The 19,236-nt window shown below is 55.9% G+C and carries 19 protein-coding genes; 13 read left to right on the top strand and 6 right to left on the bottom strand.

What is annotated here, in order from left to right; all coding sequences use genetic code 11:
• Positions 1 to 483: a hypothetical protein gene (locus tag N0M98_RS05270; protein ID WP_249860521.1), complete on the top strand. Its 483-nt coding sequence runs from the start codon at positions 1 to 3 to the stop codon at positions 481 to 483.
• Positions 484 to 541: 58 nt separating this feature from the next.
• Here N0M98_RS05270 and N0M98_RS05265 read toward each other — a convergent pair whose 3' ends face one another.
• The 3 genes from N0M98_RS05265 to N0M98_RS05255 all read right to left on the bottom strand — a co-directional run bounded on the left by N0M98_RS05265 (position 542) and on the right by N0M98_RS05255 (position 3,864).
• Positions 542 to 1,207, bottom strand: a complete 666-nt coding sequence (locus tag N0M98_RS05265; RefSeq protein WP_259617136.1) for an MgtC/SapB family protein — start codon at positions 1,205 to 1,207, stop codon at positions 542 to 544.
• Positions 1,208 to 1,406: 199 nt separating this feature from the next.
• The gene (locus tag N0M98_RS05260) at positions 1,407 to 3,059 is read right to left on the bottom strand and encodes a glutamine--tRNA ligase/YqeY domain fusion protein (RefSeq protein WP_259617135.1); all 1,653 of its coding nucleotides are present in this window, start codon (positions 3,057 to 3,059) and stop codon (positions 1,407 to 1,409) included.
• A gap of 124 nt (positions 3,060 to 3,183) precedes the next feature.
• Complete coding sequence (locus N0M98_RS05255) at positions 3,184 to 3,864, bottom strand: 3D domain-containing protein (protein WP_249860522.1); 681 nt, start codon at positions 3,862 to 3,864, stop codon at positions 3,184 to 3,186.
• A 236-nt stretch (positions 3,865 to 4,100) separates the two neighbouring features.
• Between N0M98_RS05255 and cls the strand changes: the two genes are divergently transcribed.
• The 4 genes from cls to N0M98_RS05235 all read left to right on the top strand — a co-directional run bounded on the left by cls (position 4,101) and on the right by N0M98_RS05235 (position 7,668).
• Positions 4,101 to 5,561 (top strand): cardiolipin synthase, encoded by a 1,461-nt coding sequence (gene cls / locus N0M98_RS05250; protein WP_249866381.1) that lies wholly within the window; start codon positions 4,101 to 4,103, stop codon positions 5,559 to 5,561.
• 69 nt (positions 5,562 to 5,630) lie between these two features.
• Positions 5,631 to 6,476 (top strand): DUF72 domain-containing protein, encoded by an 846-nt coding sequence (locus N0M98_RS05245; protein ID WP_259617134.1) that lies wholly within the window; start codon positions 5,631 to 5,633, stop codon positions 6,474 to 6,476.
• 22 nt (positions 6,477 to 6,498) lie between these two features.
• A complete protein-coding gene (locus tag N0M98_RS05240) occupies positions 6,499 to 7,299 on the top strand; it encodes a M48 family metallopeptidase (RefSeq protein WP_259617257.1) in 801 nt (266 codons plus the stop codon).
• A gap of 81 nt (positions 7,300 to 7,380) precedes the next feature.
• Complete coding sequence (locus N0M98_RS05235) at positions 7,381 to 7,668, top strand: hypothetical protein (protein ID WP_249860524.1); 288 nt, start codon at positions 7,381 to 7,383, stop codon at positions 7,666 to 7,668.
• Between the two features lie 120 nt (positions 7,669 to 7,788).
• On the opposite strand, the gene N0M98_RS05230 is transcribed toward N0M98_RS05235, so the two are convergent.
• Positions 7,789 to 8,322 carry a DUF2231 domain-containing protein gene (locus tag N0M98_RS05230; protein WP_259617133.1) on the bottom strand — a complete coding sequence of 178 codons (534 nt, stop codon included), beginning with the start codon at positions 8,320 to 8,322 and terminating at the stop codon, positions 7,789 to 7,791.
• 302 nt (positions 8,323 to 8,624) lie between these two features.
• On the opposite strand from N0M98_RS05230, the gene N0M98_RS05225 reads away from it, so the two are divergent.
• From N0M98_RS05225 to N0M98_RS05200, 6 genes are all read left to right on the top strand, one after another.
• Entirely contained in the window at positions 8,625 to 8,870 is a 246-nt protein-coding gene (locus N0M98_RS05225) for a hypothetical protein (RefSeq protein ID WP_259617132.1), read from the top strand.
• Between the two features lie 43 nt (positions 8,871 to 8,913).
• On the top strand, positions 8,914 to 9,366 hold the full coding sequence (locus N0M98_RS05220) for a Dps family protein (RefSeq protein ID WP_259617131.1): 453 nt from the start codon (positions 8,914 to 8,916) through the stop codon (positions 9,364 to 9,366).
• Positions 9,367 to 9,504: 138 nt separating this feature from the next.
• Positions 9,505 to 10,722: a class I SAM-dependent methyltransferase gene (locus N0M98_RS05215; RefSeq protein ID WP_259617130.1), complete on the top strand. Its 1,218-nt coding sequence runs from the start codon at positions 9,505 to 9,507 to the stop codon at positions 10,720 to 10,722.
• Between the two features lie 100 nt (positions 10,723 to 10,822).
• A complete protein-coding gene (locus N0M98_RS05210) occupies positions 10,823 to 11,164 on the top strand; it encodes a hypothetical protein (protein WP_249860530.1) in 342 nt (113 codons plus the stop codon).
• A 146-nt stretch (positions 11,165 to 11,310) separates the two neighbouring features.
• Positions 11,311 to 13,290: a methyl-accepting chemotaxis protein gene (locus N0M98_RS05205; protein ID WP_259617129.1), complete on the top strand. Its 1,980-nt coding sequence runs from the start codon at positions 11,311 to 11,313 to the stop codon at positions 13,288 to 13,290.
• A gap of 281 nt (positions 13,291 to 13,571) precedes the next feature.
• Positions 13,572 to 14,168: a DNA-deoxyinosine glycosylase gene (locus N0M98_RS05200; RefSeq protein WP_259617128.1), complete on the top strand. Its 597-nt coding sequence runs from the start codon at positions 13,572 to 13,574 to the stop codon at positions 14,166 to 14,168.
• A 266-nt stretch (positions 14,169 to 14,434) separates the two neighbouring features.
• On the opposite strand, the gene N0M98_RS05195 is transcribed toward N0M98_RS05200, so the two are convergent.
• Positions 14,435 to 14,593, bottom strand: coding sequence for a hypothetical protein (locus N0M98_RS05195; protein WP_249860533.1), 159 nt, complete (start codon positions 14,591 to 14,593; stop codon positions 14,435 to 14,437).
• Positions 14,594 to 14,954: 361 nt separating this feature from the next.
• Here N0M98_RS05195 and N0M98_RS05190 point away from each other — a divergent pair, with 361 nt between their 5' ends.
• Both N0M98_RS05190 and N0M98_RS05185 read left to right on the top strand, forming a co-directional pair.
• Complete coding sequence (locus tag N0M98_RS05190; protein WP_249860534.1) at positions 14,955 to 15,500, top strand: hypothetical protein; 546 nt, start codon at positions 14,955 to 14,957, stop codon at positions 15,498 to 15,500.
• Positions 15,501 to 15,660: 160 nt separating this feature from the next.
• Positions 15,661 to 16,689 (top strand): hypothetical protein, encoded by a 1,029-nt coding sequence (locus N0M98_RS05185; RefSeq protein WP_259617127.1) that lies wholly within the window; start codon positions 15,661 to 15,663, stop codon positions 16,687 to 16,689.
• A gap of 135 nt (positions 16,690 to 16,824) precedes the next feature.
• Here N0M98_RS05185 and N0M98_RS05180 read toward each other — a convergent pair whose 3' ends face one another.
• The gene (locus N0M98_RS05180) at positions 16,825 to 19,020 is read right to left on the bottom strand and encodes a transglycosylase domain-containing protein (protein WP_259617126.1); all 2,196 of its coding nucleotides are present in this window, start codon (positions 19,018 to 19,020) and stop codon (positions 16,825 to 16,827) included.
• Between the last annotated feature and the right edge of the window lie 216 nt (positions 19,021 to 19,236).

The raw sequence follows: 19,236 nt of genomic DNA, 5'->3' as shown, positions 1-19,236 counted from the left end.
ATGCTATATATTATTTTTGGCGCGATAGCAGTAGTCGGCTTAGCCTTTTTAATCGTGTATAATTTGCGGGTGGATGCCGCACGGAAGAAGCGGGAGCAGGCGACGGAGCGGTCCGGCGAGCCGCCCGTTCGGGCGATGGAGCAGGAGAGTGCGGCCCGGCCTGCGCAGGAGGAACCGGCGCCTCCGGCCGAGCCTGCCCACGCTGCGGTGCCGGCGGAAGCCGCTGCTTCGCGGCCGGCCGCAGCAGCCCCCGTCGTAAGAGAAGCTGCGGCGGAGCGTCCGAAACCGGCGCAGCCGCCCGCCGCTCCGGCGGTTTCCGCCAAGGCGCATAGCGATAGCGATTACCGGCAGGCGCTGCGCAACTTCGGCGGCACAGGGGAGCAGGAGCGTCAGGATGAGTCGGCGGAGACGCCGCCCGGGAAAATCCCCACCGATCAGCAGTTCCGCGAAGCTCTGCGGTCTATGAAAAACCAGAGGGAATAAAGCGCAAAAAGGCCCGGCATCCGGAGGGGATCTCCGCGAGCCGGGCTTTTTGCCGCACCTACTGAATCTCTACCGCTTTGATGGACGAGGAGTCCTGAATCAGCGAAAGCAGCGGCCCTGCGCCGGTCGAGGTGGGGAGCTGGACCGTCATGTCCAGGACGATCTCGTCCGCATCCTTCTCCTCCGTTTCGGCGTGAAAGCTGAGTATCGACACGTTCCTGTCTTGCAGCAGCTGCCGTACCCGTTCGATGCATCCGGGTTCGTTAGCTACGCGCAGTGTCAAATGCTCCGTCTTGGGCGCGGCCAGCCAATGAAAGCGGCTGTGCAGCAGCTTCTGGGCGGCCAGAATGATCAAGGTGACGCCGCCTCCGACCCAGTACAGCCCGGCTCCGACCGCCATCCCCATGCCCGCCGTCGCCCAGACGCCTGCAGCCGTAGTTAGCCCCTTGACCGTCTGCTTCTGCATGAAGATCATCCCGGCGCCGAGAAATCCGACGCCGCTGACGACTTGAGCCGCTACCCGGGACGGGTCCAGCGTCAAATTATGCCAGCCGGTCTGGTCTTGAAAGCCGTATTTGGAGATCACCATCATCAGGGAAGCGCCGACCGCCACGACAAAATGGGTGCGGACTCCGGCTTCTTTCATCCGGTTTTTCCGTTCGTACCCGATCAGCGCCCCGCATATTCCGGCCAGAAGCACTCTAAGCAAATAATCGAATTCCATGCGAATCACCTTCCCGATCGTTCATATTAAGATATGATGAATGCGCTGCCAATTTCATCGGCGCTGCACAGAGCTGGGGTTCAGTATTGTTCATTTATATTACCATAACGGTTTTATAATTAAAGTAAAATCGTTCAAATTGAAAAAAGCAGACCCGCGCCTGTAACGGCGTCCGGATCTGCTGCATAACCCGATGCGATTAGAGCGCAAACGAGCTTTTCAACGATACGATGCGATTATATACGAGATGCCCCGGCTTGCTTAAGCGGGAATCGACATTGAAGTAGCCATGGCGGAAGATTTGGAACTTATCCTGCGCTTTCGCGTCCTTCATATTCGGCTCGACGAAGCCTTGAACGACCTCCAGCGAGTTCGGATTAATGTGCTCCATGAAGTTGTCGCTGTCGCCTTTTTCCTCATCCAAAATTAAAGGCTCGAACAGGCGGAACTCGGCGGGAAGCGCATGTTTGGCGTCGACCCAATGGATCGTTCCTTTTACCTTGCGGCCGGTAAAGCCGCTGCCGCTCTTCGTTTCGGGATCGTACGTGCAGCGGATTTCAACAATATTGCCTTCCGCATCCTTGATGAAATCATTGCATTTAATGAAATAAGCGTGCTTCAAGCGGACTTCATTACCGGGGAACAGCCGGTGATACTTGCTCGGCGGATTTTCCATGAAGTCGTCCTGCTCGATATAAATCTCCCGGGAGAACGGAATTTGCCGCATGCCCATTTCCTCGTTTTCCGGATTGATCTCGGCGTCCAGCATCTCCACTTGATCTTCCGGATAATTCGTGATAACGACCTTCAGCGGGCGCAATACCGCCATCGTCCGGGGAGCCTTCAGCTTCAGATCCTCGCGGATAAAATGCTCCAGCATCCGCTCATCGGCGACGCTGTAGCTTTTGGCGACGCCGGTTTCCCGCACGAAGCTGCGGATCGCTTCCGGCGTATAGCCTTTGCGGCGCAGGCCGCTGATCGTCGGCATCCGCGGATCGTCCCAGGCGTCGACGATCTTCTCGTCGACGAGCTGCTTCAAGAACCGCTTGCTCATGACGGTATTCGTAATGTTCAGGCGCGCAAATTCGTACTGTCTCGGTCTATGCTCCATCTCGCATTGTTCCACGACCCAATCGTAGAACGGACGCTGGTCTTCGAACTCCAGCGTACAGATCGAGTGGGTAACGCCTTCGATCGCATCCTCCAGCGGATGAGCGAAAGCATACATCGGATAAATGCACCATTTATCGCCGGTGTTGTGATGGGTCGTATGCGAAATACGATAGATGACCGGGTCGCGCAGGTTAATGTTCGGCGAGCTCATATCGATTTTGGCGCGCAGCACCTTTTCGCCGTCCTTGAATTCCCCGGCCCGCATTCTTGCGAACAAATCGAGGTTCTCTTCAATGGAGCGATCGCGGTGAGGGCTGTTTTGCCCCGGCTGGGTCAAGGTGCCGCGGGTCAGACGGATTTCGTCCGCGGACAAGTCGTCGACGAAGGCAAGCCCCTTGTTGATCAGCAGCACGGCACGGCTGTACATTTCTTCGAAATAATCCGAAGCGAAAAACAATCCGTCCCATTCGAAACCAAGCCAAGCGACATCTTCTTTGATCGACTTGACGTATTCGGTATCTTCCTTCAACGGGTTGGTATCGTCGAAGCGCAGGTTGGTTCTGCCCTTGAATTCATCGGCCAGCTCAAAATTCAGACAGATCGATTTGGCGTGCCCGATATGCAAATAACCGTTCGGTTCCGGGGGGAAACGGGTGACAATCTGGTCGACTTTGCCGGATTTTAAGTCTTCCATGACGATGTTTTTGATGAAATTGGATGATGCAGACGGGTTCTCCAACAGAATCAACCTTTCTTACGTAATAGTTTATCTTAATATAATACACAAAAATGCGCTGAAATATAATGGTCCCGTCTTTGAATCTATGAATTTTTTGGGGGAAATCCCGAGGTTTGCTTATACTTTAGGACAACACATACACCTTGACGTTTTTCTTGACGCCGAATTGCCGAGCCTGCGTCACATCGTCCATGAATACGTCGATTCGAGCTCCGCGTACGGCCGATCCGGTATCTTCCGCGGTGCGGATGCCGACGCCGTCAATAAAAACGGTAGAGCCTATCGGTATGACCTTCGGGTCTACGGCGATCGTCCGTCCTTCCTCCGCTTTGCTGCCGCTGTAGGTAATGCCGTAGCCGGTGCTGGAAGGGGTCTTGCCTGTCGATTCGATACCCGCCGTATACGCGGTGAGCGTGGAGCTCAGCACCTGCTTGATGACCTTCTGCTGTCCGTCCGGGAGCGGCAGCGTCGCCTCGGAGTCGGGGATTCTCAGCTGCTGCCCGACGGTAAGCAGGCGGGCATCGACGATATCATTCTCGGCCATGAGCGAGGCGACGCTCACATTGAAATCGCGGGCAATTTGGTACAGCGTATCACCGCTATTAATCTGGTAGACAAGAGGTTCGGGAACAGCCTCTTCCTCCGGCGCCGGGTCATCGCTGTCCAGCGATAGATGATAGGACGTAATCTCCAGCAGATCGTCGCCGTCGTCGGAGACATGATACGCATAGACATAAGAGGTTACAGTCAGGTTTATGGCGAGCAACACAAGCACAAGCAGAGTTAGATTCGGTTTAATGGGCATGATCGGTTATCCTCCTTACTTGAATCGATTCTAGTAACTAGATTTACCGAATCTGCTAGATTATAAACATCCGTTGTTCGCGAAGGCGGCATTAGGGTATAGTACGATTAGGATTGGAAATCTGCGGAGCCTGTGCCGGCCGGGCATGACGTTCGCGGCAGCGGGTACATCAGTGAACAAGAGTATATGAAGAAGAGGTGGCTGCATGATAACAAAAGCAACCCGGGGTGAACACGATGCATGTATGGACGGCGGGCCTATGGAAGGCGCTGAACGATTGGCTGCCGCTAATTAATTTGCTGTTCGCGGCGGCGATCATTTTTTTGGAACGGCGCAATGTGGGAGTTACATGGGCTTGGCTGATGGTGCTGCTTTTGCTGCCGGTCGCCGGTTTTTTGTTGTATATTTTCCTCGGGCAAAATTTAGCCAGACAGAAGGTATACCGCATACGTCCGCGAATAGAGCAGACGGTTCGCGAGGAGATGCGGGAGCAGGCGCAGAGCTTGCAGCGCAATACGTTTGCCTATAACGATCCGGCCGTTCGAGATCACCGAAGGCTGATCTACATGAATTTAATGAACGGGTTTTCTCCGCTGACGCAGAACAATGAGGTGACGCTGTATACCGACGGCGTCGAGAAATTCGAGGCGCTTATTCAGGAGATTGCCGGCGCGCGGCTGCATATTCATCTGCTGTATTACAAGATCGGCAGCGACGAAACGGGCGGCAGACTGGTGGCGGCGCTGACGGCCAAGGCGAAGGAAGGCGTGCAGGTCAAGCTGCTGTACGACGATATCGGATCGCTCGGAGTGAAGCGGAGCATGTTCGATGAGCTGCGGGCTGCGGGCGGAGAAGTGTTTCCCTTCTTTCCGGCCAAAATTCCTTATTTGAACTTTCGGCTGAATTATCGCAACCACCGGAAGATCGCTGTCATCGACGGGAGGAGCGGATTTATCGGCGGTTTTAACATCGGGAATGAGTACTTGGGTTTAGACCGCAGCATCGGCTACTGGCGGGACACGCATCTGAAGCTGCAGGGGGACGCCGTTCACCGTTTGCAAATCCAGTTTCTGCTCGATTGGGGCATCGCCTCGAATCAGGACTCGATGGTGGAGAAGGGGATGTTTCCGGAAACTCAAGGGAATGCCAAGACCGCCGTGCAAATCGTAGCGAGCGGCCCTCATTCGGCCAGGCAGCAAATCAAGAACGGGTTTATCAAATTTATATTTGAAGCCCAGAGGCGCATTTACATTCAGACGCCTTATTTTATCCCCGACGACAGCTTGCTGAATGCGCTGAAGATTGCTGCGCTATCCGGCATCGACGTACGGATCATGATTCCTAGGAAGAGCGATCACCGCTTCGTGCAATGGGCCTCCTTCGCTTATCTGGGGGAGCTGCTGCGCGCGGGGGCGAACTGTTATTTATACGATAACGGTTTTTTGCATGCCAAAACGATGGTGGTGGACGGGCAGGCCGCGTCCGTAGGGACGGCCAATATGGACCGCCGGAGCCTTGAACTGAATTTCGAGATCAATGCATTTTTATTCGATGCGGACGTCGCTTCGCGGCTCGAGCATATTTTCGAACGCGATATCCTTCACTGCCAGCTGCTGACGCTGGAGCATTACGATAATCGGCCGGCGCTGAAGCGGGCCGCCGAATCGGTGGCGCGGCTGTTGTCTCCGATTTTATGATTGAAAAGGGAATGGTTTCCATTATACAATGAAATTCGGACGAGCAAGCCGAAACAAGAGGTGACTTCTATGATACAGATCGGGCTCGCCGGCTGGGGGGATCACGACGACCTGTATATGCAAGGGACCCCGGCACGGGACAAATTGAAAGTATACGGCAGGCATTTTCCTATCGTCGAGGTGGACAGCTCCTTTTATGCGGTGCAGGCGGAGACCACGTACGAGAGATGGGTTCAAGAAACGCCGGACGGCTTCAGTTTCATCGTCAAGGCGTATCAAGGCATGACCGGCCATCTTCGGGGAAAAAATCCGTTCGATTCCGAGGAAGCGATGTTCCGCTCGTTCTGCGAATCGATTCGCCCGGTGCAGGCCGCGGGCAAGCTCAAAGCGGTGTTATTCCAGTACCCGCCCTGGTTCGACTGCACGCGAATCCATGTCGATTTGCTGCGCGAGGCGAGGGAACGCATGGGATCGATCCCGCTTGCGCTGGAGTTCCGGCATCAGAGCTGGTTTACCGCCGATATGAGGGAGCGGACGCTGAACTTTATGATGAAGGAAGGCTGGATTCACAGCATCTGCGACGAGCCGCAGGCGGGAGAGGGATCGGTGCCGATCGTGCCGCATCCGACAAGCCGCGAGCTGACTATTGTTCGCATGCACGGCCGCAATCAGCAAGGCTGGAATCAGGGAGGAGCGCCTAACTGGAGGGAAGTGCGGTATTTGTACCGGTATAACAGCGAGGAGCTTTCGGAGTGGAAACGGCGTTTATTGCACCTGCAGGAGCAGACGAAGGAGCTGTGCGTCATATTCAATAACAACTCGGGCGGGGATGCTGCGGCGAACGCCAAGCAGTTGATGGAGATGCTCGGCATGCAGCCTGAAGGCTTTGCCCCGAAGCAGCTTGATTTATTTTGACAGGAGGCGTGATTGATTGATCATGAACCACCGTTTGGTGCATGAAAATGAGACGGCTTTATTTATGATTTGTGTGGTGATCAGCTCGCTGATCTATGTAAGCTTGATTTTTTCGGTGATCGGTATTTTTTATATTATTCTGGGAGTCGTGATTTCCGTTATTTTTCACGGGCTTGCCGTAGCGGGTATCCGCAGCTCGGGGGTGAAGCTGTCCGCACAGCAATTTCCGGTCGTTTACGATAAAGTGCAGGAGCTGTGCGTCCATATGGAGATCGCAAAGGTGCCCGATGTGTTCATCGTCCAGTCGGGGGGCATTCTGAACGCTTTCGCTACCCGGTTCATGGGACGGAATTTCGTCGTTCTATACTCCGATATTTTCGAACTGGTCGAGCAGGGGAGCGACGAGGAGCTGAGCTTTGTGGTCGCGCATGAGCTGGCGCATATTCAGCGCAACCATATCCGTAAGCACGTATGGATTTGGCCGGCGCTGTGGATTCCGTTTCTCGGCAACGCCTACTCGCGCTGCTGCGAATATACTTGCGACCGGATCGCGACGGCTTACACCGGCAACGCCGCGGCGGCCGTTCGTGCTCTTACGGTGCTTGCCGTCGGCAAGCAGCTGTTTGCGCGCGTCAATATCGGCGAATATGTCGAACAAAGCCGCAATGAGCGAGGTTTTTTCGTCGCGTGGTACGAATGGTTATCCACCCACCCGCCGCTTCCGAAGCGAATCAATGAAATTTGGCGGTTTCATGCCTACCCGCAGCTGCTCGGCTATGAGACGAGCCGGTTTGAGACGGAGGATCGAACCGCCGCTTTATAACAAATCAGGTGGCATAAAAGGCCTCCCTTTGTTCCATAGTAAGCAGGGAATGAAGTTTATATCAAGGGAGGCGTTTCTTATATGGCACGACATGATTCCAGCTTGCAATCGCAAAATCCGATCTCGCAGGCACAGAACTCCGTTCATACGGCGCATCATGCCGTCAAGCAGGCTCAGAGCCATCCGAGCGCGCAGCTGATCGAGCAGGCGGAGACCGCAGTCGAGCGCGGGGAGCGCGCAGTGGATCAGGCGGGCTTAAGCCAAAACCGGCAGGCGGTCGAGGAAGCGCGCGCCGATTTGGCGGAAGACCGGGCGGCGCTGCAAAGCCTGGCGCCTATGGAGAGCCCGGAAGAAACGGAAACGAGATAAACCGGCTTGCGCCGCAAATCACGATAAGCATTAGACCTGGATCACCGGAGTCATCCGGCTTTCCGGGTCTTTTTTTTGCCGGTTCCGTTGCCGGAAAGCCCAGATGCCGCTCTGTGCGCTTCATACCGGACATAGGCGAAGGCTTTGCCTTTCGGATGAGCCCCTGGCGGCAGGCGGGGGCTTAAGGCTGCGTTCTGCCGCCGCCTTCGGGAGGCGTTCCGCTCTGCGATGCAGGCAGCCCGTTAGGCCGCTGCATGCCGGGGCCTTTCTCCTTATGCACCATCTGCCCGCCCAAATGCCCCGTGTAGGTAATGAGTAAAACGCCCACCAATGCGGCTGCCAAATAAGCGGGATTCCTGCCGTTTTCTTTTTCCATATGAACCACAGACGTACGAGCGACAGAACGATAAACAGCGCCATCGACAGCTGGCCGTACAAGGCATGCTTTTGGACGGCCGGATTCGGCATGGAAGGGCCGGTCAGCACGGATGCCACGGCCCCTAGCGTGCCTGCAAACAGGCAGAGCGCCGCCGCCGTGTGCCATTCGCGTTTGTTCAAGGTCCAAGCGAGCAGATCGAAGATGAAGCTGAAAATGAGCATTGAGAGCGGAATATGAATCAAAATAAAATGCAAATTTTTCACGATATAATCCATGCGGTTCTTCCTTTCTTTTTTCATACATCTAAACAGATCTCGGCAAAATTTCAACGAACGGAGCATCACACTCGCTTTTTTTGAACTTTTTACACTACATTATGTAGTTCTATTGAGGCTTTTACTCACTACATGACGTAGTGTTGTCTTCATTTTATCAGAACAGCGCCTCGCGCAGCCTTAAAGTATGCTTAAAATTTGTTTTTCTCCCGTTGTTCTTCACTGAACCTCCAACATACTTCACCGGCAATAAGGGCATAATAACGTCCGAGTTCGACAACTTAAGGAGGGTATTGTCAACTATGGCTGATGATAAAAGCATGAAGCCGGTATCCGGCGAAGAGGTTGAAACGGACGGAATTTACGAAAACGAATGGGGACGGGAAGAAACGCTGAAGCGCGGCGACGAATTTCCTTTCGATCCGGTCATGGGCCAAACCGAGTGGGAGCTGACAAGCTTTCCTCTCGAAAGCCAGGAACAGGAAATGTATAAAGATACGAGCGGCAATACCAAATCCAGACTGCATATCGACCGCGGCGACAAATAAATGGGCTTAAGATCAATTATTACAGACAGGAGCGTGAACAATTATGGCGACAGCAACTACGGTGTCGGTTGAAAAGGTGTTAAATAAGCAGGTGGCCAATTTCGGCGTGCTCTATATTAAGCTGCATAACTATCACTGGTATGTGAAGGGACAGCAATTTTTTACGCTGCATGTCAAATTCGAAGAGCTGTATGACGAGGCTACGCTGCATCTGGACGCAATCGCCGAAAGGCTGCTTACGTTGGGCGGTAGCCCGGTCGCTACGATGCAGCAAATGGTGCAGGAAGCTTCCATCAAGGAAGCCGCCGGCCGGGAGAAGGCCGAGGAGATGGTCCGGCATTTAATCGAGGATTTCAATACGATCAATAAAGAGCTGCAGGAGGGTATGGAAGCTGCGGAGCAGTCCGGGGATGAATCGACTTCCGATATGCTTCTCGGGATCAAATCGAGTTTGGAGAAGCATACCTGGATGCTGAAATCGTTTTTGGGTTCATAATCGACAATATGACGGCGCTCGCTTTTGGCGGGCGTTTTTTAATTGTTCCGCGGAAATGCCGCGGCTCGCTTTCCCAAGGGGCGTTTAGGTATAATAAGGAAGACGGGATAAGAACAGAAGAACGGAGAATGAATCATCATGGAATCGATAGCTTCATTATTGCAAGAGCTTGCCGAGAGCCGCGCCCTTATTCAGGGCACGTTCAGCCAGCCAAGGAAACGCGAGCAAGACGGGTGCGCCAAAGTAACCGTGAAGCCGGTGGAACTAAAGGGGGGATTGTTCTATCAATTCAGCTCCTTTGTCGGCAAGAAGGTGCTCCACGATAATGTAAGACCGGAGGAAGCCGCGGAGAAGATGGAAGCTTTGCTGGGGGAGACATTCCGGCAGGCGCTGCTTCAAGCGGCGGAAGCGGACTATCAGGTGCTGATCAGCAAGAAAGGAAAGGCCGGCATTCTGAAGAAGCCTCCGACGAAGAAAGCGGCGGTGCAGCTGGACCATAACCGCAAAAAAAATTATGTGCTGGAAGAAGGGAAGCCTGTTCCTTTCTTGGTCGAACTGGGCATTATGAATGCCGAGGGCAAAGTGCTGGCCAAAAAATACGATAAGTTTCGTCAGATCAACCGGTTCGTTGAAATGATCGCCGATGTCGTTCCTCATTTAGCCAAGGACAGAACGCTTCATATTGTCGATTTCGGGTGCGGAAAATCTTATTTGACCTTCGCCTTGTATTACTATTTGCAGGTAGTTCAAGGATTGGACATTCGGGTCATCGGACTGGATCTGAAAGAAGACGTCATCTCGCATTGCGCCGGGCTGGCGGAGAAGTTCGGCTACGACCGGCTGCGGTTTCTCGTCGGCGATATCGCGCAATATGAAGGCTTGGAACGCGTAGACATGGTCGTGACGCTCCACGCCTGCGATACGGCTACGGACGCCGCTTTAGAGAAGGCAATCCGCTGGCGGGCGGACGTGATTTTGTCGGTGCCGTGCTGTCAGCACGAGCTGTTCCGTCAGGTCGAAAGCGAAGTGCTCGGACCGCTGCTTGCGCACGGCATCCTGAAGGAGCGCTTCTCGGCGCTGGCGACCGATGCGCTCCGCTCCAAGCTGCTCGATATTATGGGTTACAAGACGCAGCTGCTGGAATTTATCGATATGGAGCATACGCCCAAAAATGTGCTGATCCGCGCCGTTAAAGGTAAACGCCCCGCCCCCGCAGAGCTTGCCGCCCTTGTCGGCAGCTACGTAGAGTTTCGCAGGTTTCTGCATGCCGATCCGTATTTGGAGCGGGCGCTGCATAAAGAGCTTCAGCCGCTGCTGGAAGCATATGCCCCGGCTTCGGCGGCCGGAAGAGGTTAACCATCCCGGAAGCACGGCTGCAGCTGCGAGCGGAGAACGTTTTTGCAGGCGCAGTCGGCGTCTTTCACATAGACCTTTGTAAACAAGGAGGGAGCCGGAAATGGAGAAGAAGCTGGTTAAAGGAGGCCTGTACGGCTTTGTTATCGGCTTGTTGCTGGCGCTGCTGTTTTGCTCCGACAAAGAGACGGTCCGTCAGGCGGGGAACGTGATTGCGAGCCGGGATTTGCCGATGAGGGATTATATTCTCAAGCTGCTGCGGTATGCAGCCGGTTGTTCCCTTGGCACTGCGGCGGTATTGTGGCTGCGGGAGTGGATCGAGCGAGACGGCGCCGCGGGCAGGGAGCCTTCCTTTTGGGCCGGATATTTCAAGGCCTTCTTCGTCGTGCTGGCCATCATTATCGTTCTGATGCTGCTAAGCGCTTTAGTTTCAAAGTGGCTGTAATCGGTTGGAGCTCAAAAGAAACGCCGGAGCGAATTGTCGAATTGTTACATGAAATGTCATATTTGTCCAGTTGATACTAGGCCTATTTTCCTAAAAACATTGTATAATGGGTGGTATGTTTTGTCAGGAAACGGGGGGCTCTTACGATGAACTGGTTCTCATCTTTAACGGGAAAATTTATGATGTATACCGGCGTTATTTTATTATTGCTCATGAGCGGCATTTATGCTGTGGAATGGCACGAAATTAGCAGGGATGCAGAGGCTCAGCTGTTGGATAAAGGAAGCAGCCTGGCCATTGCACTGTCCAAAACGCTGCAAAGCATTACCGAGGACGATATCCGCAACGGAATCGTGATGAAAAACGGGACCCGGCTGTCCGGAGAGGAACTGAAGCAGCGTTTGTTCGACGATCGGCTGCAGGTTGTACCGGAAAGCGAGGAGGAGGCCAAGAAGCGCTCCAAGAGCGGCGGCTATGGGGAAGAGACGCAGAAGCTGTATGATGGCCGGTCCATCCCGCTTTCCCAATATGAGCTCAAATATATAAGCGCTTTCGACGATTATACCGACGATCGCTGGCAGGCGGTCATCGACAGCTTTCTGACCGACGATAATGTGCTGTTCGCCGTCCCGGCGATGAATTCGAGCAATCCGGATTTTGCCGGCTACATAGCTACCCATAACAGCAAATACAGCCTGCAGGGAGAGAACTCCAAGGACGAATGGGGCGCCTCCGGACTGCTGAGCCAGCAGTATCGCGCCAATCGGGTATTCAATGACGAAACCGGCTACAATTCGGCGGCAAGCCAGGATACGTCCAAAGCTCTGCTGCAAAAGTATCCCCGCAATATGGGCGGAAAAGTGGTCGAAACGTGGAATATCTCCTATCCGCTTGTGATCGACGGCAAGCATTGGGGCGGAGTTAGGGTCGCTTTATCCAAAGAGGGCTCCGACGCTTTGGTTGCGAAGCAGCGTACGCTAATGGGCGGGGCGTTCGCAGCCCTGTACGCCGCCATTCTAGTTCTGCTGTTCCTATTGTCGCGGTTCATCGTTGCCCGCAGGCTGCAATCCGTGCTCAAGGCGGCTGCGAATTTGAACTCGCATGAAGCCGACTTGACATACCGCATTCCGGTGAAAGGAAATGACGAGATGGCTATGCTGGCCGCCGAGGTGAACCGGTTCATCGTTCATTTGCATACGATGATCGGTACCGTACGGGACATGTCCGACCGAATCGGCGGTATCTCCGGGATGCTGACCGAGAGCGCCTCCCAGTCGACTGCAATGGCCTCCGACATATCCCGGACAGTGGGAGAGATGGCTGCGGGAGCCGAGAGTCAGGCTATCGGAGCGGAGGACAGCGCCAAGGCGATGGAGGAAATGGCTGCGGGAATTCAGCGTATCGCCGAAGCCTCGGCGCGCGTATCGGAGGCGACGCAGCAGCTTGTGCAAGAAGCCGAGCAAGGGAGCGGCGCCGCGCAGCACGCTATGCACCAGATGGGGACGATGAGCGAGGCCGCCCGCAAGGTCGGAGAGGCGATCCGCAAGCTCGATGAGGGCATGCAGACGGTCGGGGATATGGCGCATGTCATTTCCGGCATCGCCGCGCAAACGGGGCTGCTTGCACTGAATGCCGCGATTGAAGCGGCAAGAGCCGGGGAGCACGGCAAAGGCTTCGCCGTAGTGGCAAGCGAAGTACGGAAGCTGGCGGATCAATCGGAGGCTTCCGCCACGAGCATTCATGAGCGGGTCGACGGACTGCAGGCTTCGATGAAGGAGGCAGTCGAAGCGATGGAGCTAGGCGGGCGCGAAGCCGATCTTAGCGTTCGCCAGGTAGGACATGTACGCGATGTCTTGGGCCAGATGAGCGAAAGGATTCACCGTATTTCCGAGCAGATGGAGGAAGCGTCGGCTGCGGCGGAGCAGATGACGGCAAGCACGGAGGAAGTGACCGCCGGCATCGAAGAGATGGCACGGATTGCCGGATCGGCATCCGATCACTCCCGGAAGGTGGCGGCCGCTTCGCAGCAGCAGCTGCGGGAATCGGAGGCGACCCGGGAGCAATCGGACAAGCTTGGCGAGGCGGGACGGCAATTACAGGAAACGGTGGGCAGGTTCAAGGTTTGACCGGTGCCCGTTCGGGCGCATTCCTTCGGCCCGGCGAACGGCTGGACCCTCGCCGCGTTGATCGGTCTCGGGCCGATTACGGGACTCAGCTTCAACTGATTTGCGAAGTGCTGCTGAGTCGGCTTGTAAAGCAAGAGATCAAACCGGGAAGGACGGGACGGTTCGAGGATAGACCGCTTGCGGGGGTTATCGTTGTCGCTTGGATGACATCCGTTTAATGGCGGATACGGGCGACTGCGAACCCTCCGCCGCAACAACGGAAGAGGTGAGGGGGAGTTACGTTGAGTACGGAGCGAGAGAAATTGCAAGGACTGCCGCCTGTAGCGGGCGTTGCGTGCAGGACGCTGGTGCTCGGCTCGATGCCCGGAGCGGCATCGCTTGCCAAGCAGCAATATTACGGCCATCCCCGCAACCATTTCTGGCGGCTGCTCTATGCGGTGTTCGAAGCCGGGGACGGCTTGAATGGCTCGGAGTATCCGGAGCCGGATGACAGCTACGGCCAGCGGTTGAGCTTCGCTCTGTCCCACGGCATTGCCTTGTGGGACGTGCTGGAGGCTTGCGAACGGAAAGGCAGTCTGGATACCGATATCCGCAGACCGGAAGCAAATGATTTTCCCTCATTTTTCCGGGCGTACCCGGCGATCGACAGGGTGTTCTTTAACGGAAAGGCGGCAGGCGAGCTGTTTCACAAACAGGTAGCTCCTCGCCTCAAGGAACAGGGGCTCGGCGATCGGATTCGCTGCGCGGTACTGCCTTCCTCCAGCCCGGCTCATACGGTTCGGTTCGAAGAGAAGCTTGCCGCTTGGCGGCAGCTGCGCGATGCCGGGCGGTCCGAAATGCCGCAGGGAAGAACGGATGCCGCCGACGGCGAACGCTAAGCATCGGCGCCTACCGGAACGACAAAGAGGGCCGATAAGGCCCTCTTTATGCAATAACGCTTTGCATCGCTTTACTGGATACCTCATGGCCGCGGCGAAGGGGTCATTTTTGCATAAGCGCAGTGATGCAGCGATCTTTCTCTGATTGCTGCGGCAAGAAGCCGTGTGTTACGGCTTCTTTTTCGTTGTTTAGGAAATTATGCGCAGCAATATCCTGTGGATATCCGGGGGCTCCCCCGAAAGTAATCGGAATAAGCTTCAGAGCATCACGTCACTTTTGGGGGATTTGTTCTAATGGCCCCGTTCAAATTTTTGGTCGTTTTTACGCCTTCGACGGTATCGTTAACGAACTCCATATCCTGATTTTCCGCTTTCATCGAAGCGGTTCCTTCGTAATTGCCTTGATGCTTTTTGTTTTCGGACATGATTGCCACAACTCCTTTTTCTATTGAACTGACAATAGCGGTTGCCTCGGTCGTCCGCGCCCGCTGCCGACGGCATTACAGGATGCGAAGCGGCGTCTGTTCTTAAACTTGCCTTGACGGTGCACATTTATTCTTCGTGGCCGCATCGGCATGTTTAGAAACGCTGTTGGTATACTAAAGTGTAGCGGAAAACGATCACTGCGCATGTGAAAACGTCCTCTAGTCTCGGCCCTCCCCCGATTTCTTGAAACCCCGGGAACAAAGGGATATGCCAACTTTCTATAGACGTTTTTTGCTTAGCGAAGTTTTTTTCAAACGCAGGTTTTAAGAGTAAAAATGACCGATGCTGGGAGATGGAGATATGGCTCGACAGACGGGTAAAGTTCCTTTCGGTTATGTGGAGGAAGATGTACGCAAAAAGGCGAGAGGCACCGTATGGGTATACGACAGCTTCGAAGCATTCGGAGCGGAGCAGCTTGCAAGGCTGATCGGAATGGCCGAGCACAAACAAGTAACTAAGCTTGTATTTTATCCGCTGCATGAAGAGACGTTAAAAAGGATGGGATACCGCGATACGGCCCCGTGGTACCGCAGAGCCGAGGAGCTTGAGCTGCTTATAGAGCGGACGGAAAGTCCGGTCGATATCGTCCTGGACCGTTTCGAAAGCAAGCGCAAAAAATATACTCCGGCCGACACCGCCTTCCGCTACCTGGCGGAGAAATACGCTTCTCCTCATTTTGTTTGGGTTACGGCGGAAATGGCGAGCAAGCTCGCTTCCTTCGAATCATTCAAGGAGTGGATTAAAAAACTGCGGCTTTGGATCGATCTGAAGTCGGCGGGGCAGACGCCGCAAGAGCTTCATCCCCGGCTCAGGGAGGCTGCCGGAAGATGGGATGCGGTTGAATAAGCCGTCGGTTGCAAGGCATGCTGCGGATGAACCCGGAACGGAAGTATCGCCGGCTGACATCCAGCGCGGTTGAATTCGGATATCTCAAGGACCCAAAACGGCCGTCCGGTTGCGAAGCTTATAGTAACCTACAGAAAGACAAAGAGTGCAGGAGGGGACTATGAGAACAATCGCATGGATCATCATCGGCTGCATATGTATCGGGCTGGTTTCCTATGGCGTTTTCGGCTATGGAGACGACCAAGCGTCGGCGGAAATTTCTCAGGAAGCCGCGGGGCAGTTCGTGCGGATGGATGACGACGGGAAGAAGATCGTTATGACCGTTGGCGGCCAGCAGGAGGTTTATCCGGTTTCGTCAACCGTGTGGGTATACCGCGATAATCAAAAGTCGGGTACAGGCGACTTGCAAAGCGGCGATACGCTGGATGTTATCCTGAACAGCAAGCATCAGGTCGCGTATATAAAAGCCGCAAGCACGGGACAAGCCTCATCGGCTGCGTCCGAAGCGCCCGAAGCCTCCGGGGCGCCTGCACGGGAAAGAGAAGAAGCGTCGCTATCGGCCCCATCGGCTCAGAAAGCGCCGATGGATTCGGCGACCGGCGATCAGAAGCTGATCGGTCCGGAGCTGCCGCAAGGATCGTTCCGGGCGGACGAGGCGCCGGCAGCGGGGATTGCCGGCAGCCCGGTTGACTCCGGTCAGCAGCCGAGAGGAGACGCGGCTTCCGGGGCCGGAGCGTCGGCATCTCCGCCGGTTTCCGCGAATGCGGGCGGCTGGGAGAAGCTGAGCTTCGATTGGAAGAGCCGCGGCTTCGAACTGAAGGTGAAGCAGGAGCCGGGTAAGCAGGGAGCTTCCTCCAAGGGAAAAAGCGAGCTGTATTTGAAGACGGACGATCGCTCCGTCATTCATCTGGACGGAAACGAAGCGGACTCTTTTATCCGTACGCTTATGCAGGGGCTTCCGATGGAGCCGAAATCGTTTGAACAAGCGTTAAAGCAAAAGATCGCTTCGGAATTCCGGTTAAAGAGCGTGCCGGCCGATTGGAAGGTTGACGTCAAATGGCCCGAAAAAAAGCCCGCAGATTCAAATCCGCCTGGGACGACCCCTGGAGGCAAGGTTAAAGGTTACGATAAGAATAAAGAGAAAGCGAACGATTATGGCAAGGGGAAGTACGGGGCGCGCGATGATTGACGGGCGGCCCGCCTGGACTGGAAATCCAAATACTGGTAAATAAAACTGCGTGCAGGCGGTATAAATAGAACGGCCCTGTCCATAACGCCCGATTGGGCGGCGGACAGGGCTGTTCTCGTATGGCTGCGGAAGGCGTCAATGCTCCTTCGGCTTGTTTTTTCCTTTGGACGATCCGCGGGAATTTCCAGGCGTATCCTTAGCTTCCCGTTTCCCCAAGCCCAGCTTCTCCCGAAGCGTTTGCTCCCAGGACGAGCGGACATTGGGCTGCGGACCGGACTTCGGCTCAGACTGAGGTTCAAGCTCCGGTTCGGGCTCATAATCGGGAGGTACGGTGAATGGCGCGGACGGTGCGCCTTGCAGCGCCCGGCTCATGATTTCCTTGAACAGCCCGGCAGGCGCGGCTCCGCCTGTCGTCAAATAATGGTTCTTGTCGGTCTGGTCGTAGCCGATCCAGACCGCCGCCGTCAGTTCGGGCGTGTAGCCGACGAACCAGGCGTCCTTAATGCCGTTCGCGCCGATATCCGCGAACTCCGCGGTGCCCGGCAGCTGCGTCGTGCCGGTCTTGCCTGCGATCGGCCGCTCCAGCTTAGCGGCCTGCCCGGTCCCTGACTTTACTGCGTCCTGCAGCAGTAAAGTCAGGGTATAGGCCACGGCCGGCGTCGTCACCTGCGCCGGCTGGGCCTTGGCTTCGACCAAGGGGAGACCCTCCTTGGTCGTTACCTTCACGATGGCGTGCGCCTGCTGCCGCACGCCCAGATTGGCGATGGCGCCGAAGGCCTGCGCCATCTCAAGCGGGGAGACGCCCTCGGACAGGCCGCCGAGGGCGATGCTCAGGCTGCGGTCGGCCGCGCCGAGCTCGATGCCCGACCGCCGCGCGAAGTCGACGCCGGCGTCGATGCCGATCTCGTTAAGCAGCCAGACCGCGGGGATGTTCCAGGAGCGCATGATCGCCTCGCGCAGCGTGACCTGTCCGCGGGTCTGACCGTCCCAATCCCGGGGACGGTAACCCGCGATGTCGAGCTCGCCGTCGTACAGCGGCGAGCTCGGCTTGTACCCGCGCTCCAGCGCCGGCCCGTATACGACAAGCGGCTTGAACGACGAGCCGGGCTGGCGCTTCAGCTGGGTCGCATGATTGAAGCCGCGGTATACCTGCGTCCCGCGAGCGCCGACGAGAGCGCGGATGCCGCCGGTCGTTTGATCTAGGAGGACGGTTCCGCTTTGGATGAGCTGGTCAGGCTGGCTCTCGGGGAACAAGGCGTCATCGGAGTATACGTCCTGCGCAGCCTGCTGCACCTTCGGGTCCAGCTCGGTATAGATGCGCAGCCCTGCCGTTAAGATCTGCTCCTCGGTAAAGCCGTACAAATCGGCGGCTTCCTGAATGACGTAATCGACGTACGAAGGATATTTGCCCTTTAACGATTCTTCTTCGTTACGCTGCTTGAGGACGATCGGCTTGGAAACGGCCTGATCGTAGGCGGCATCGCTGATGAAATGCTGTTCCTTCATCAGCGACAGCACGAGATTGCGGCGTTCCAGCGCTTTATCCATATGCTGCAGCGGCGAATAAACGGAAGGAGCTTTCGGCAGAGCCGCGATGAGCGCCGATTCCTCCAGCGTCAGCTGCTGCGCCGGCTTGGCGAAATATTCTTCGGCCGCCCCTTCGACGCCCCATCGGCCTTCGCCGAAATACACGCTGTTCAAATAAAGCTCAAGAATTTCATCCTTGCTGTAAGTGGCGTTGATCTTGAGCGCATAGCCGGCTTCCTTCAGCTTGCGGCTCAACGTTTTATCCGACTGCAGAAACAGGTTTTTGGCAAGCTGCTGCGTCAAGGTGCTGCCGCCTTCCTTGAGCTCGCCCGACTTCAGGTCGCGCAGCAGCGCTCGGGCCGTCGACCACAGGTCGATACCGGCGTGCTCGTAAAACCGCCGGTCCTCGACGGCGATGACTGCATTGCGCAGATCGGCCGGAATTTGTTCGAGCGGCACCGGATCGATCCGGGAGGAGGATAGCTGTGAGGCGGGCCGGCCGTCGCGGTCCATGATCAGCGTAGGCTCGGGCAGCGGATGCTCAAGCTTGCCGATGTCGAGCCCGCGGACCCAGACGGCCGCCGCTCCCGCGGTAGCCAGGCTGGCGATTAGCACCGCTGCACCCGTGGCGAGGACGATTCGCAGCCGGCCTCGGCGAGTTCTTTTCCCCGCGGCTGAACTGCTCGAAGCGCCGGAGGACGGGCTGCCTTCCGCCGCTGTTCCGGCTGCGGCCCGGGCCGCGGACTGTGTCTTCTTACGGCGCCATCGTTTGCGAAGCAGAGATAATAAAGATGTATTGGACATAAAGGACCCCTCATTGTGCATTGTGCTGCCGCTTGCCCGTACGGGCGGAACGAAGCTGTGTACTGCTACAATGTTCGGACGCCGGCGTTATTTTCCGAGGTTCTGCGGAGATGCCGGTGCCGGACGTCCAAATTGCAGGAGGAGAAAGGGGCGGTGGAGCGAGAGAACGGGAGCTGGCCCCGGCCATCGAGGGAGTACCTCCCGAAGAGCGGGCTT

The organism is Paenibacillus doosanensis, assembly GCF_025060755.1.
GTDB classification, from domain to species: domain Bacteria; phylum Bacillota; class Bacilli; order Paenibacillales; family NBRC-103111; genus Paenibacillus_S; species Paenibacillus_S doosanensis.
This window is presented reverse-complemented; position numbering and strand designations above follow the sequence as displayed.